We start from the raw sequence: 14,432 nt of genomic DNA on the forward strand, positions 1-14,432 counted from the left end.
TGTCCTGAGTTTTTTTATATTCTCATTCTTACAAAGTAGGGAGATTACAGGAGGGAGAACACTTGGTTCGAGACTTGGTGCTTTATGTTATCGTGATATTATTAATTGTTTTGACTTTTCAGCCACCTATTACATTTGCGCGCCGCAATCTGATTTCTCAGCTCATTCGGCAGACGATCACGCGTGTTTTTTATGGAATGACAGGAATTCTGTTTTTATATTTTGGCATAAGTGATAGAGCTCTGATGACTTGGGTTCTGGAGCTAGTGATTGGTCTGATGTTCATCGCTTTGTTTGTACGCGTTTGGATCATTAAACATACATATGAACAACGTTTACTGGACCAAAACCGTGATCTCCTAAATGTGCTTCGGGTTCAACCTGGCTTTACCTTCAGGCTGGAGAAAAGCGGCGACGAATTTTATTATAGGCTGCTCGAAGGAGGCTTGCTGGAGCGCATGGGTCTGAATATGCAAGTCAGCTATAATCGAAGGGAGCATGTGGAGCGACTCGGGGACATTTTTGAGCTATCCTCTGAAACGCTGGAGCAGCTTTGTGAATATTACAAACAGGCATGGTTCGGTGACCGGACGGTATTTGAGCTGGAGTTTTGGGAATACTCGGCTTTAATTACCTTACATCCGGTCAGGGAGAACGGGATCACCAAGCATGTCATCGGTCACGTAATGGATATTACGGAGTATAAAGCTTCCGAGCAGAAAAGAAAGGAGGTAGACGAGGCTAACCATGCCAAAAGCGTTTTTTTGGCTCATATGAGCCACGAAATTCGCACGCCGCTGAATGGTATTATCGGTCTGTCCAAGCTGTTGAACAAGACAGAACTGACTGCTGTCCAAAAAGACTACCTTGACAAGCTGCTCGCCTCCTCACGAACCCTCTCATCCATGCTCAATAACGTATTGGACTTTTCCAAAATGGAAGCAGGCAGTTTGGAACTGGAAAGGCTGGAGTTTGAGCCGGAAAAAATGCTTCGGCATCTTGCAGATACGGTGGGTACTTTGCTGGAACACAAAGAAATAGAGATCATTTTTATAACGGACCCCAAATTACCCAAAAGTGTTAAAGGTGATCCATTGCGGATGGAACAGGTGCTTTTAAACCTTCTGACTAATGCCGTCAAATTTACGGATCATGGACATGTATTGTTAGAGGTGAAAATGCTAAGCCAGCAGAACGGACGGGTAGTGTTGTCCTTTATGGTGGAGGATACGGGTATAGGTATTTCCGAGGTGGGTGTGAACAAGCTGTTTGTCCCTTTTACCCAAGCGAATACATCAACCAGCCGCCGATATGGGGGCTCCGGGCTGGGTTTGGCCATTAGCAAGCATTTGGCTGAAGCCATGGGCGGGAATGTAGAGGTTGAAAGCCGATTGGGAGAATACAGTCGGTTTTACTTTAATGTCGATCTGAATATCGGGGATCTACATCCGGAAGGCGCACAGATAGAAAAACAAATAAGCGGCAAAGCCTTAATTGTTGTGCGGCATGAACTGTTGAGATTTAGTCTGAACGAATTACTACAAAGCACAGGATTAGAAACATACACCATTTCATCCTTTCAGGAATGTGTGGAAGCTTTTCAAAATGGCGAATATTTTGATTTGGTTATGGTCGACATGGGGATGAATGGCTTTAGAGAGCTGGATACACGGAGACAATGGCTTCAATTGCTAAATAGACAGATGACTCAGGTCATTGGGCTTACAACAGTGTTCCAGATGGAAGGGATAGCAGTTGGGGACGAGGATAGCAGGGTGGATGCCTTTTTGTCCAAGCCCGTGACTCGAAACGCTGTATTGGAGGTTATCCGCTGGAGGCTGGAAAAGGAAAAGACAGTGTCTGTAGATGTTAATACTCTGGTTACATATACGATGATGAGCCCTCGTTATGAAGGAGAGATTACAACACAGAAGTATCAAATTCTCATAGCGGAGGACAATGAGATTAACCAGGTGGTAATTACCGAATTCCTGGCAGAGCGCGGTTTTGAAGTAACCATGGCTGCAAACGGAAGAGAACTGTTAGAGTCACTGGAACTGCGTTCCTGGGATATGGTAATGCTTGATCTGCATATGCCAGAGATGGATGGCTTTGAGACGGCCAGACATATTCGCAGAAAGAAAGCTTTTAACAGACTTCCAATTATCGCCTTTACGGCCGATGCTGCGCAGCATGAACAGGAGGTTTGCCTTCTTTCAGGCATTAATGCTGTGCTGCTCAAGCCTGTCCATGAACTGAACGCTGTAAGAGTGTTAAACAGTTGGATTCATTTAGCATGGTTGCAAGAACTAAATGGTGTTCACGCGGAACAGGCGATAGCCGGCATGGATGGAAAGGTATATATTTTCCAATTTGCCCTTTATAAATGGATTCAGGAATACCAGTATCTCGATAAAAGATTGACGAGGAAAATGGACAACGGACAGTTATCTGCCGCTCTCCGATTAATCCACTCGCTTAAGGGAGGGGCAGGAAACCTGTTTGCGTCCGGGCTGCTGGCAAAGGTCATAGAGCTGGAAAAGGGATTGAAACGTAGCCATGAAACCTCACCGGGGGAGCTGTATCCAGACTGGCGAGAGCAATTGAGCTTGGTTCAAAAGGAGATTAACCAAATCAAGTCATCGGTTCCCTGGAGCTGATCGTGCTATTGCACAAATTTATAACCAATTCCCCAGATGGTCCTGATTAATTTCGGCTTTTTAGGGTCTTTTTCGATTTTCCTGCGCAAATGGTTGATATGTACGTCTACAGCCCTCTCATTAATAAAGGAGTCTGTGCCACGAAGAGCTTGAATCAAGGCATATCGGCTGAATACAATTCCCCGGTTCAAATAAAAAAGCTTCATAAGCTCAAATTCCGAAAATGTCGTCTCCACAATCTGCCCATCAACGGTAATCATTCTTCGCGCCAGATCCAAAACAATGTCTATTTCAGGCTCGGCTTCAGGCGCAAGGCCTCTTGCCTGTAACCGTGTGATTTCAATACGACGGAAAAGAGCCTCGATTCGCGCCTTTAGCTCCTGCATACTGAAAGGCTTGCAAATATAATCGTCTGCTCCCAACGTAAGTGTACGGATGCGCTCTGAGATATTGTTTTCTGAAGAAATCACGATGATTGGCACATCCGTATGCTTGCGTACCAGTGGGCAGGGATTTACACCATCCAAATCTGGAAGCAGCAGATCTAGCAAAATAATATCAGGCTGCACCATACCCAGCCGGGCAATTCCCTCAGCCGCCTGTTCCACCCGGGTAACGTTGTAGCCTTCTCCAGTCAAATACAAGGAAAGGGTATCTCCCAGCATATTGTCATCTTCAATAATCAAAACATTAGACATGATGATATTTCCTTATCTTTCTATCAAATTCGAGCCAAATGGTTAGGATAGGTTCAATGCATTCAAAAAGTTTTTGGCAAGTTCTTTTGATAGAGTAACCCCCTTTGGACAGTCTGTCAAAAGATCAGGGGGATCGGGGCAAACCAATAGCCGGGCATAACTGATTTATACTTTTTTGATATGGAAATGCTCTATTTATAAGATTTTTAGCTCTATTCCGACATTTTTCGTGGAGAATTAACAAAATACACCAAGCCCTCGACACTCAATTACAAAAATTTAACAAAACACATTAGAATCATGCATTGACTTCAAAAATAATTATGGTATTTTATTACATAGGAGTGACATCCACTGATAGAGACCCCTTAGAAACCCCCACCACTTAATCTTCTGGAGTTTAATTTACTCTCAATAGGCTACTCTGCATTTATTTATCTGTACTCTATTCGTTCCCGTGATCGTACTCATGATTCTTTGGTGTGGCTACCCCTTTGCGATTCAGGCTGTCTTCTCATTTTAGATTACATATTTACATTTTTTTGCTTTCCATGCTTGTATTTTTTCAAATCAGGTCAGCGGGAGGACGAGAGATTATGAACACATTCGAAGCACTGGAGTCCAATGTAAGATCCTATTGCAGAAGTTTTCCGGTTGTTTTCAACAAAGCGAAGAACGATGTGCTGTACACAGAGGCAGGAGAGGGATATATCGACTTTTTTGCCGGAGCAGGGGCTTTGAACTACGGGCACAATAATGATTTCATGAAAAACCGGCTTTTGGATTATTTAACCTCAGACCGGATTATGCATGGTTTGGACATGTTTACGACGGCCAAACAGGAATTTATTGAATCTTTCTCCGAGCGTATTCTCCAGCCCAAGGGCTTGAATTATAAGCTGCAATTTTGCGGTCCAACTGGTACTAATGCGGTGGAGGCGGCATTGAAGCTTGCGCGCAAGGTGAAGAAAAGAAATGGAATTTTTGCTTTTATGGGCGCGTTTCATGGCATGTCGCTAGGCGGTTTGTCTGTTACCAGTAACAACTCCATGCGAGAGAGCGCCGGTGTATCGTTGAATAACGTTACCTTCATCCCTTATAACAGTACATTTAACGGCTTGGATACCATTTTATATATGGAGCAGCTTTTAACGGATACCCATTCCGGGGTGGAAAAGCCAGCAGCCATCATTCTGGAAACAGTACAGGCTGAGGGCGGTATTAACATCGCAGATACCGAATGGCTACGTGATTTGCGGCAGCTGTGCGATGATCATGATATTTTGCTGATTATTGACGATATACAGGTTGGCTGCGGTCGAGTTGGTTCGTTCTTCTCGTTTGAGCGGGCGGGTATCGTTCCTGATATGGTTGTTTTGTCCAAGTCAATCAGTGGCTATGGTTTGCCGATGTCCCTGTTGCTGATCAAGCCGGAATTGGATATTTGGAGTCCCGGTGAGCATAATGGCACCTTCCGTGGAAATCAGCTTGCTTTTGTCGCTGCAAAGGCAGCGCTGGAGTTCAGGGATACGGTAGGGCTGGAAGCACAGGTGAAGGAAAAAGAGGCTTTTGTCCAGCAATTTTTGCGTGAACATATTCAAACAATCGATCCTCTCATTGAAATTCGCGGCTTGGGTCTGATCTGGGGAATTGATGTATCCCACCTGGGAGAAGCGTTCGCCAAGGAGGTAGCTACTCTCTGCTTTAGTAAGGGTCTCATCATTGAGCGGGCTGGACGTAACGATACGGTGATTAAAATTATGCCTGCCCTGACGATCAGCTTGGAAAACCTGCGTGAAGGCTGCAACATCATTAAAGAATGCATGGTTCAGGTGTCCAGCACACTGGTTACTTTGTAAATCTTCATATTTTAACAGATCGACGGGAACCTCCATCGCTGCTATTTTCTAGCGGTAGGAGGTTCTTTGTCAAACCACCAACAATCCGGTATGATGAGAATAATTATCAATGAACAATACTGGAGTGAAACGCTATGCAGGAAGCTACTTTTCATCATAATTTTAATTTATTCCTTGAAAAACTGGAGCTGAACGCTGACGTTACAGGTCATAAAGCTCCGATGGAACTTACACAAACCGTGGGGAAGGGCACTATTCGCCGCTGCTCCCCGCGTCTGGATATGGAGCTTGTGGTTTCCGACTATACCTTTCATCAACGCCGAACGATTGATTTTGTGGCTTCTGTGCCTATGGTCGAGCTTACTTGCTGTTTTCGCGGCAGCCGTGAGGTTCAGGCGTCGGGAGTGCGGCATGAAATTGTGCCGGGGCATTTTTCGTTACAGCTTCTGAAGCCGGGCGAAGCCCGCTTTGAATTTACGGCGAACGAGCAATTTACGATGCTAGGCATCGGCATTCCGGTATCGACATTTCATTATTTTATGGAAGAGGCGGACGGGAGAAGGAGTGTTGATTTTGCGGATTTACTCGGATCTCATTCGTTTCGCGCTTTTCAGGCTCGCATGAATCCAGTTGCCGTCTTCAAGTTGACTCAGCTGATGCAGGGCATCCAATCCGGTTCGATGCGCAATATTGAGATGGAATGTGCCGTATTGGATTTGTGGATGCTCGCTTTACGCACCTTTTTCGAGGATGGGCATGATCCATCTGTCTCCTTGAACCGGGACGAAATCGCCAAAATTAAGAGGGCGCGTCAAATTATGCTGGAGCACATGGCGGAGCCGCCGTCTCTCTTGCAGCTTTCACGTATGATCGGCATGAATGACTACAAATTGAAAATGGGCTACAAGGAAATGTACGGAACAACCGTCTTTGGAGATCTGCGTGAACAACGGCTGGATCAGGCTCTTCATTTGCTGCAAGTCGGAGGAAATAGTGTAACGGAAGTTTCTTGTGCGGTGGGTTATTCCAATCCAAGCTACTTTGCAGAGGCATTCCGAAAAAAATACGGCTGCAACCCGGGTACGCTCGTCCGAAATCGCTTATTCAGCTAAAAAACCCATTCCCGCAAACCAGCAACGAATTCCGTTAGCTGGTAGATCAGAACCGAACCCCCGTGTAGGATGAATGGCAAGGTTACTGTACCTGTTATTCATTCATAAGAAGGGGGAACTAGGGTATGAATTCCGTACCACATGTACAAAAAGCACCTAACCCAAAACATTTCTGGACACTCGTCCTGTGCGGAACTTTACTGGTCATTACAACCACAGGCTTGGCCCGTATGGGTTATGGTGCTGTGCTTCCGTATATGCAGAAGGGGCTGCATCTGACAATATCACAGACAGGATTACTGGGAACGATCATGTTTCTGGGTTATTTGCTCACGGTAGGCTTGTCAGGTGTGCTGGCTGTACGCTGGGGAGCTAAATTGGTGCTTATAACGGGCAGTGCGGCTGTAGTGGTCAGTATGCTCGGATTGGCATGGTCGCCTTCATTTTGGGCTATCGGGTTGTTCATGTTCGTTATTGGGGCTGGCAGCTCACTTGTATTTACTCCACTGATGTCCCTGATGATCGGCTGGTTTCCGCAGCAGCGGGGGAAGGTATTAGGTATACTGTTGAGTGGCGCCGGTATCGGCATGTTATTAAGCGGTTTTCTGATCCCTGTGATCATACGGGTATTTCCTCATGACGGCTGGCGTGCTGTATGGTTGTGCTTCGGGATTATTTCGTTAGTGGTGCTCGTGTTGTCACTATTTGTTCTGAAAAATCCGGCATCTGCCCGTCAAACGGTAAGCGAGGAGGATAAGCCCCAGTGGTTGAAAAATAAGGAGCTTACCCGCATTGCTGTTTTATATTTTCTGATTGGCATGGCCTATCTAATACCTAATCTGTATCAAAGCAGCTATATGCTGGAGGCAGGTATTTCAAGCAGCACGACAGGGCTGATATATGCGTTTGCAGGGGTATTCAGCATTATAGGCGGCCCTGTATGGGGAAGTATCTCGGACAAGGCTGGGGTGCAACGAACATTTATGCTGGCGTGGATTTTTGCTGTGCTTGGGGATCTCGTTCCCATCGTTATGGACAACGTGTGGGGCTTTGCGATTTCATCCATCATTTGGGGTTCGAGCATCGGAGGACTAGTCACCTTGATCCAGGTTAAAGCTTCACAGCAGGTTCCGTCCAAATATGTTCCCTCTGCCATCGGGTTTGTCTCTGTATTTTATGCAGTAGGGCAGATGCTGGGTCCCGCGCTGTCAGGCTGGATGATCGAGCATATGGGGGGCTTTGCCGCCGCTTACAGCTTGGGGGCTGTCGTCTATGCATTAGGCTTCGTGCTGAATAGCAGGGGGAAAGTCGTTTCCGTGCAATCAGAACGCAGTTCGTTATAATTCCTGATTTGAAAATTAAACTCAAAAAAAAGCCCCCTGGTCGGTAGACTGCCACATTCTGCGTCACAGCAGGTGGTAGCTCCAACCAAGGGGCATTTTCCAATACAATTAAGAAGTAACGGTTTGCACGTATCTTTGCGCGGATTGCTCAAGCTCCTCATCGGTCAGAACCCCAGCGCCATATTGCACGAAATAAGGGAGCAATTTGGCACCAAGCAAGTGGCTTGTAGCTTCGAGAGGTCTCAACAGTTCTTCGATTGTGTATCTGTTCCGTCCGTCATGTTGATAGTTTTCCTCTACACTAGCGGCAGACAGAGCAATCAGTAACTCTTTGCCCTCCAATTTGCCACCTTCGCTTCCATAAGCCCAACCGTAAGTCAGAACCACATCTTGCCATTTTTTCAGCAGGGAAGGGGTGCTATACCAGTAAAAAGGAAATTGCAGTACGATACGGTCATGCTGCTCCACCAGTTCCTGCTCTTGAGCTACATTGATTTTCTCATCCGGGTATACTTCATACAGGTTATGAACGGTTATACCCGATTGCTTTTTAAGCTCCTGGACCCATCTTTTGTTAACGCGGGACTCCGCAAGATTAGGGTGGGTTACAATAACAAGTGTTGACATATGAAAAACATCTCCTTTAACTTATTTTATGTAAGTAAATTACGTTATTACTTGTAGTTATTATAGTTTCAGCTTATATTCTTGTCAAATGGCTTGTCTTTAAAAAATAAATCCCCGGCAAGCGAGTGCCGGAGAAGTCATCCTGTGAGTATTCTCTGTCGAATTAGGCAATATGATTGAGCGAAACTATCTTATTCTTGCCAGAACGCTTGGCTTGATATAGATAGTCGTCCGCTTCCTGAAAAAACGCATCTTTATTCATTTCTTCTGTATAGCTTTTCAGCCCAATGCTTACGGTTACGGAAATGTTTTGCTTTTTTTCGTAAAAAGTCATCTTTTCCACTTCGTGCCGGATGTTTTCGGCGATTTGATAAGCTTCTTCAAAGGTATGCTCGAACATCAGGATGGCGAATTCCTCACCACCATAGCGGGCCGCAATATCATTAGCTGTAATCTGTTCTGTAATGATTAGCGAAATGCTCTCCAAAATTTTATCTCCGAACTGGTGCCCATAAGTGTCGTTAATTTTCTTAAAATTGTCAATATCCAATAACGCGAGATGGATAATGGCGCCTTGCTCGGCATATTCGAGTGCTTTTTCATAGAAGTTCTGAAAGGACAAATGATTATAGAGCTTGGTTAATCCGTCGGTCATCGACATTTTGCTTATAATCGCATTACTAATCATTAATTCCTGGTGGGCACGCTGTGTTTTATACAAATCCAGCAGCAGGTCACGGCCACTTGCCTGAATAATAATGGCAATAAAAGTGGACATAATCAAAAAGATCGGAATCGATACAATATCAAAGGCCGACAAGTAGGTGCGGAACGAATCATCCACTGCCAGCAAAAGAAAAAAGACTCCAACTTGCAAAACAAAGGAAAACCATATTAGGCGACGATTGAAGAACAGGATGGATGAGAAAATAGGCAACAAGCACAACGCCGGGATAATCCGAATATCGTAGTTTAAACGAATGATGGTCCAGCAAATGACTGTGCTTGCCATAAATAGGATTACAAATGAATATCTGTTGTATTTATAATGAACCAGCTCTGCAAGCAGGTTGGAACCACACATGATCATTGTCGGAACAATAAGAGTTTCAACGTAAAATCCATATGGTGTAGCATCATAATTCAAAAATAAATAGCAACCGAGCTGCGCAATAAAATGTACGGCTATAATCATCCAGTATAATAAAAACATCCTCCGTACCCAGCGAGCTTCCTTTAACTTATAATCGGTTGTTTGAGTAAGCCGTGTTGTCTTATTCATGATGTCACCACACTTAATGTATCTTTAGCCATTCTCGTATTATAAGATACTATGTGATGAAGTTGAAGCTAATTTTTTAGGTGCCGATTTAGGTGCCAATGTACTTGTCAGCCCAGTAACACTTTAACCTGATGGACAGCACCATCTCCTGCAACCGGCAGAACATTGTCCGTGAGAACAGTCCCATCTATCGTGACTGTAGCTACACCCTTGGATATATGTTGTGGATTCGTGATTTGGATCACGTAGGTATTGCCGCGAAAGACGCGAGTGATTGTAAATTCGTCCCAGGCTGCAGGAATGCACGGGTCAATACGCAGACCATCCCATTCGGGCTGGATACCAAGAATAGACTGGGTAATGGCTACAAAGTTCCACGCGGCTGTGCCAGTCAGCCATGAATTTTTGGCTTCGCCTTCACGAACGGCATCCTTGCCTGCAATCATTTGTGCATATACATACGGCTCGGTGCGGTGGATGTCGCTGATGTCCTCCAGGTAGGCAGGAGCAATTTTGCTATACAGCTCAAAAGCGCGATCTCCACGGCCAATCACGGCCTCCGCCATCATAATCCACGGGTTATTGTGACAGAAGATGCCCGCATTTTCCTTGTACCCTGGAGGATAAGAGGATATTTCACCCAGATTAATGTAATAGCGGGAATAGGGCGGATTTTGCAGCACAATGCCATAGGGAGTCTCCAGCCGATCCCGTGTAGAGTCGAGCGCTTTTTGAGCCTGACCTTCCTCAACGCCGATTCCGGCCATCACGCAAAAACCCTGAGGCTCAATGAAAATTTGGCCTTCCTCACAATCCTTGCTACCCACTTTATTCCCATAGTGGTCGTAGGCTCGCAGAAACCAATCCCCATCAAAGCCATGCTCCAACGTGGCGGTCCGTATCTGATCCACATGGGCCTGGGCCGTGGCTGCTTCGTCATCTAATCCTCTACGCTTGCACAGCTCAATAAAATCTGGCCCTGTATATACGAATAGTCCGGCGATGAATACCGATTCCGCTATGCGACCCTCCAAATTTTGCGTGGTCTGATAGGACTCATCCGGGGTAGCAGAAAAGCAATTCAGGTTCAAGCAGTCGTTCCAGTCTGCCCGGCCAATCAGTGGGAGACCATGCGGGCCGAGATTGTTAACTACATGATAAAAGGATCGCTTCAAATGCTCAAACAGGGTAGCGGTATGCTCTTCATTCCCATCGAATGGCACCTGTTCGTCCAATATGGAAAAGTCTCCCGTTTCTTTGATATACGCAGCGGTGCCAACAATTAGCCATAGCGGATCATCGTTGAAACCGCCGCCGACCTCGTGGTTTCCTTTTTTGGTTAAAGGCTGGTACTGATGATAAGCCCCGCCGTTATCAAATTGAGTGGAAGCGATATCGATAATCCGTTCCCGCGCTCGCTCCGGTATCTGGTGGACGAAGCCGAGCAAATCCTGATTCGAATCCCGGAAGCCCATACCACGCCCGATGCCAGATTCAAAATACGAAGCGGAACGCGACATATTGAACGTAACCATACATTGATACGGGTTCCATATATTCACCATCCGGTTCAGCTTGTCGTCGTGGCTCTGAATGGTGTACTTGGAGAGCAGGTTGTTCCAATAGGCCCGCAGCTCACTCAAGGCTCGTTCAACATCGGCTTCATCCGCGAATTGAGCAATCATGGCATGAGCCTGCTTTTTGTTAATCACGCCAGGAGATTCCCATTTTTCATCCTCCGGATTTTCCACATAACCAAGTACAAAGTTAAGACTCGTTTCTTCACCTGGCTCCAATGTGATTTCGATGCAATGCGATCCTACAGGCGACCACCCGCTGGCAATAGAGTTAGAGGCTTGCCCGGAGGTGACGGTTTGCGGCTGATCCAGCCCGTTGTATAGTCCCAGAAAAGCTTCACGGTCTGTATCGAATCCTGCCATTGGACGATTGACAGAGAAGAAAGCATAGTGGTTGCGGCGCTCACGATATTCCGTTTTGTGATAGATGACGGAGTCCTGTATTTCGACCTCGCCCGTGTTCAGGTTGCGTTGAAAATTGGTCATATCGTCATAGGCGTTCCACAGACAAAATTCCACGAAAGAAAAGAGTTTGATCTTTTTAGTCTGTGCAGAGGTGTTCTGAAGCCTGACCTGATGTACTTCTCCATCAAAGGACAGCGGTACAAAAGCCAACTGCGTCGCCCGGATACCGTTACGTTCACCCATAATTGAAGTATAGCCAAGCCCATGTCGGCACTCATACAGATCCAGCTCCCGTTTAACCGGCATCCAGCCCGGTGTCCAGTAATCCCTGTCATCATGAATATAAAAATAGCGACCGCCGTTATCGACAGGAATATTGTTGTATCGGTATCGTGTTAAGCGACGTAAGCGCGCATCCCGGTAAAATGCATAGCCGCCGCCTGTATTGGAGATCAGTCCAAAAAATCGTTCGTTGCCTAAATAATTGATCCAGGGATATGGGGTTTGAGGGGTGTGGATGACATATTCTTGGTTAGCATCATCGAAGAAACCGTACTTCATGGCGCAGAACTCCTCTCGAATTTAAAGAAATAAGGCCAAACACATTATTATATTCAAAAATGAAGCTGTTCTTCCTAAAAGAATCGGTTTCCTGCCTGATGCAAAAGATGCTTGATTTCCCCGACCTTGTTTCTTGAATTTGCAAAATAATTGAAATGGGTAAATATACCTTTTTATGCTAAAATGAAAGAGTAAGGACTCAGCATGGCAGGAGGTTGCAAGGATGGCACCCATCACATTGTTTTTCATTCCATATGCGGGCGGATCGGCATCGGTCAGCTTCAAATGGAAAAAGCTGCTGCTGCCGCAGATTAAGCTTGTTCCGCTGGAGCTGGCGGGCAGAGGTATTCGTTCCGGTGAACCGTTAAAGGACAGCATTGAGGAAATGAGCGAGGATTTATTGCTCAAGATCAGTCAAGAAATAGCCCCCGGCGATCCTTATGCCATTTATGGTCACAGTATGGGAACGATGATCGCATTCGAGCTGTATTACAAGCTGGTGGCTGGCGGTTATGGGAAACCTGCTCATCTGTTCGTATCTGGTGGACGGGCACCGCATGTCCCGAGAGATTTCCCGTGGGCCCATGGTCTTCCCGCAGAGCAGTTCAGGACGCATTTGCAGCGGTATGGTCAGCTTTCGGAGGCCATTTTTGACAATCGCGAATTGTACGACTATTTTATCCCGGTGCTAAGAGCGGACTTCAAAGCTGTTGAGACGTATGAGTACATGACCCCAGCCGTACCTTTGAATTGTTCGGTCACAGCCTTGACAGGGCTGACCGATAACACAATGACCTTGCAGGATGCGGAGGCGTGGGGGCAGCATACGGATCAGAATTTTCGTATTTTCACCTTTGATGGAGGGCACTTTTTTATTCATGACGAGGTGGAGAGGATTACGCAAATCATTAATGAAACCTTGGAACGAAGTGCTGTGACAAACAGGATGCAACATTAAAAAAGAAGAGGTGATTGGAAGTGACTGTAGGCGTATTGGCGCATTTATTTGGCAAGTTGCCTTATCGCGAGTTGGCTGCAAAGGTAGGAGCGGCGGGCTTTACTCATGTTCAACTGGCTCCATGGAGAGCGATCAGTGATGTGGACTTTAATAAACCGGGCAAGTTCAGTCCGGGATTGGCACTGTCTATCGCGGAGGCATTCCGTCAGCATGGAGTATCCATATCGGTGCTTGGCTGCTATTTGCATTTTTTTGAAAAGGATGAGGAGCTTCTACGTGAAAATGTAGAGCGCTTTAAAGAGCTGATCCGATACGCAAGCCTGTTAGGGGCACCGATGGTAGCTGCCGAAGTCGGACGTAATGAGGATGGAAGCGCATATACGGAACGAGACTGGAAGGTTGTAAAAGAAGTTGTGCGCGAATTAGCGGACGAGGCGGGAAAATGGGGCGTGTTCGTCGGATTGGAGGCCGCTAACGACCATTTGGTCGGAACGGCGGTAGAGCTGGCTACCTTGCTGGAGGAAGTACCGTCATCCCAGATCGGCGTAGTGATAGATCCGGGCAATCTGCTGAAAACGGAAAATCTGGCACGACAGGATGAAGTCATCCGTGAAGCGTTTCAACTGCTGGGACCCCGGATTATCGCGGCGCATGCCAAAGACCGGCGTTTGTCATCGACAGGTGAGATCGAGACCGTACCGCCGGGCTTTGGTGGCATGAACTATGGTCTATACATGGAGCTACTGGAACAGTACAAGCCGGGGGTTCACATCATTATGGAGGCCGCGCAGGAGCACCAGATGGCTGAATCCAAACGCTACATCGAGAGCCATCGCTTATCGGCTCAAAAGGCGCAAGAAATACAGACGAAATAATATTATTCTTTCATATTTGGGAATTTCTCAGGAGATTTGGAAGCGACTACTTTTCCAAGTCTCTTTTCTTTAGCTTTGTTTAATCCTGCACTACCGCCACAATCACAAGTACCCAACTTGCTAAAAAAGCCACCCCGCCAATCGGGGTAATCGCTCCGAGCTTCTTCACACCGGACAAGCTAAGGGCATACAAACTGCCGGAGAACAGGAGAATACCTGCTAGCATTACCCAGCCTGCGGTAACAATCAGAGAAGAATGGACCCAATTTCCTGCAACTACTCCGAGCAGAATCAAGCCCAAGCCATGAGCAATATGATATTGGATACCTGTCTGGAATATGCTCATCATATCTGCGGAAAGTCTTTTTTTCAAAGCATGTGCTCCGAAAGCTCCCAGAACTACAGCTAAAAACATCATTATACAACCAAGTACTAGTAAAATTTTCATATTAAAACGCCTCCCTGTAAAATCGTA

11 protein-coding genes are annotated in these 14,432 nt (G+C 46.2%); 6 read left to right on the forward strand and 5 right to left on the reverse strand.

Annotated elements, in window-relative coordinates; all coding sequences use genetic code 11:
* The first annotated feature begins 62 nt into the window (after positions 1-62).
* On the forward strand, positions 63-2,660 hold the full coding sequence (locus ACQ4MX_RS00240; RefSeq protein WP_431088677.1) for a response regulator: 2,598 nt from the start codon (positions 63-65) through the stop codon (positions 2,658-2,660).
* Positions 2,661-2,665: 5 nt separating this feature from the next.
* Here the strand turns inward: ACQ4MX_RS00240 and ACQ4MX_RS00245 are convergent, their stop codons facing one another.
* Positions 2,666-3,358 carry a response regulator transcription factor gene (locus ACQ4MX_RS00245; protein ID WP_431088678.1) on the reverse strand — a complete coding sequence of 231 codons (693 nt, stop codon included), beginning with the start codon at positions 3,356-3,358 and terminating at the stop codon, positions 2,666-2,668.
* Between the two features lie 596 nt (positions 3,359-3,954).
* On the opposite strand from ACQ4MX_RS00245, the gene ectB reads away from it, so the two are divergent.
* From ectB to ACQ4MX_RS00260, 3 genes are all read left to right on the forward strand, one after another.
* Complete coding sequence (gene ectB, locus ACQ4MX_RS00250; protein WP_431088680.1) at positions 3,955-5,217, forward strand: diaminobutyrate--2-oxoglutarate transaminase; 1,263 nt, start codon at positions 3,955-3,957, stop codon at positions 5,215-5,217.
* 134 nt (positions 5,218-5,351) lie between these two features.
* A complete protein-coding gene (locus ACQ4MX_RS00255) occupies positions 5,352-6,329 on the forward strand; it encodes a helix-turn-helix transcriptional regulator (protein ID WP_431088681.1) in 978 nt (325 codons plus the stop codon).
* Positions 6,330-6,454: 125 nt separating this feature from the next.
* Entirely contained in the window at positions 6,455-7,672 is a 1,218-nt protein-coding gene (locus ACQ4MX_RS00260) for an MFS transporter (RefSeq protein ID WP_431088683.1), read from the forward strand.
* Positions 7,673-7,780: 108 nt separating this feature from the next.
* Here the strand turns inward: ACQ4MX_RS00260 and ACQ4MX_RS00265 are convergent, their stop codons facing one another.
* The 3 genes from ACQ4MX_RS00265 to ACQ4MX_RS00275 form a co-directional block, all read right to left on the reverse strand.
* Positions 7,781-8,299 carry an NAD(P)H-dependent oxidoreductase gene (locus ACQ4MX_RS00265; RefSeq protein ID WP_431088685.1) on the reverse strand — a complete coding sequence of 173 codons (519 nt, stop codon included), beginning with the start codon at positions 8,297-8,299 and terminating at the stop codon, positions 7,781-7,783.
* Between the two features lie 163 nt (positions 8,300-8,462).
* Positions 8,463-9,581, reverse strand: coding sequence for a GGDEF domain-containing protein (locus tag ACQ4MX_RS00270; RefSeq protein WP_431088687.1), 1,119 nt, complete (start codon positions 9,579-9,581; stop codon positions 8,463-8,465).
* Positions 9,582-9,688: 107 nt separating this feature from the next.
* Positions 9,689-12,124 (reverse strand): GH36-type glycosyl hydrolase domain-containing protein, encoded by a 2,436-nt coding sequence (locus ACQ4MX_RS00275; RefSeq protein ID WP_431088688.1) that lies wholly within the window; start codon positions 12,122-12,124, stop codon positions 9,689-9,691.
* Between the two features lie 223 nt (positions 12,125-12,347).
* Here ACQ4MX_RS00275 and ACQ4MX_RS00280 point away from each other — a divergent pair, with 223 nt between their 5' ends.
* Together ACQ4MX_RS00280 and ACQ4MX_RS00285 are read left to right on the forward strand one after the other, a co-directional pair.
* Positions 12,348-13,082 carry a thioesterase II family protein gene (locus ACQ4MX_RS00280; protein WP_431088690.1) on the forward strand — a complete coding sequence of 245 codons (735 nt, stop codon included), beginning with the start codon at positions 12,348-12,350 and terminating at the stop codon, positions 13,080-13,082.
* A gap of 20 nt (positions 13,083-13,102) precedes the next feature.
* Positions 13,103-13,957, forward strand: coding sequence for a sugar phosphate isomerase/epimerase family protein (locus tag ACQ4MX_RS00285; RefSeq protein ID WP_431088692.1), 855 nt, complete (start codon positions 13,103-13,105; stop codon positions 13,955-13,957).
* Between the two features lie 79 nt (positions 13,958-14,036).
* On the opposite strand, the gene ACQ4MX_RS00290 is transcribed toward ACQ4MX_RS00285, so the two are convergent.
* Positions 14,037-14,405, reverse strand: coding sequence for a DUF423 domain-containing protein (locus ACQ4MX_RS00290; protein WP_431088693.1), 369 nt, complete (start codon positions 14,403-14,405; stop codon positions 14,037-14,039).
* Between the last annotated feature and the right edge of the window lie 27 nt (positions 14,406-14,432).

Source organism: Paenibacillus sp. 8b26, assembly GCF_050626875.1.
In the GTDB taxonomy this organism is placed as follows: domain Bacteria; phylum Bacillota; class Bacilli; order Paenibacillales; family Paenibacillaceae; genus Paenibacillus.

Excerpts from the sequence above, each read along its gene's own strand:
- ACQ4MX_RS00280 (WP_431088690.1), top strand. The coding sequence starts at position 12,348 with ATGGCACCCATCACATTGTTTTTCATTCCATATGCGGGCGGATCGGCA.
- ectB (WP_431088680.1), top strand. The coding sequence starts at position 3,955 with ATGAACACATTCGAAGCACTGGAGTCCAATGTAAGATCCTATTGCAGA.
- ACQ4MX_RS00290 (WP_431088693.1), bottom strand. The coding sequence starts at position 14,405 with ATGAAAATTTTACTAGTACTTGGTTGTATAATGATGTTTTTAGCTGTA.
- ACQ4MX_RS00270 (WP_431088687.1), bottom strand. The coding sequence starts at position 9,581 with ATGAATAAGACAACACGGCTTACTCAAACAACCGATTATAAGTTAAAG.
- ACQ4MX_RS00260 (WP_431088683.1), top strand. The coding sequence starts at position 6,455 with ATGAATTCCGTACCACATGTACAAAAAGCACCTAACCCAAAACATTTC.
- ACQ4MX_RS00275 (WP_431088688.1), bottom strand. The coding sequence starts at position 12,124 with ATGAAGTACGGTTTCTTCGATGATGCTAACCAAGAATATGTCATCCAC.
- ACQ4MX_RS00265 (WP_431088685.1), bottom strand. The coding sequence starts at position 8,299 with ATGTCAACACTTGTTATTGTAACCCACCCTAATCTTGCGGAGTCCCGC.
- ACQ4MX_RS00255 (WP_431088681.1), top strand. The coding sequence starts at position 5,352 with ATGCAGGAAGCTACTTTTCATCATAATTTTAATTTATTCCTTGAAAAA.
- ACQ4MX_RS00245 (WP_431088678.1), bottom strand. The coding sequence starts at position 3,358 with ATGTCTAATGTTTTGATTATTGAAGATGACAATATGCTGGGAGATACC.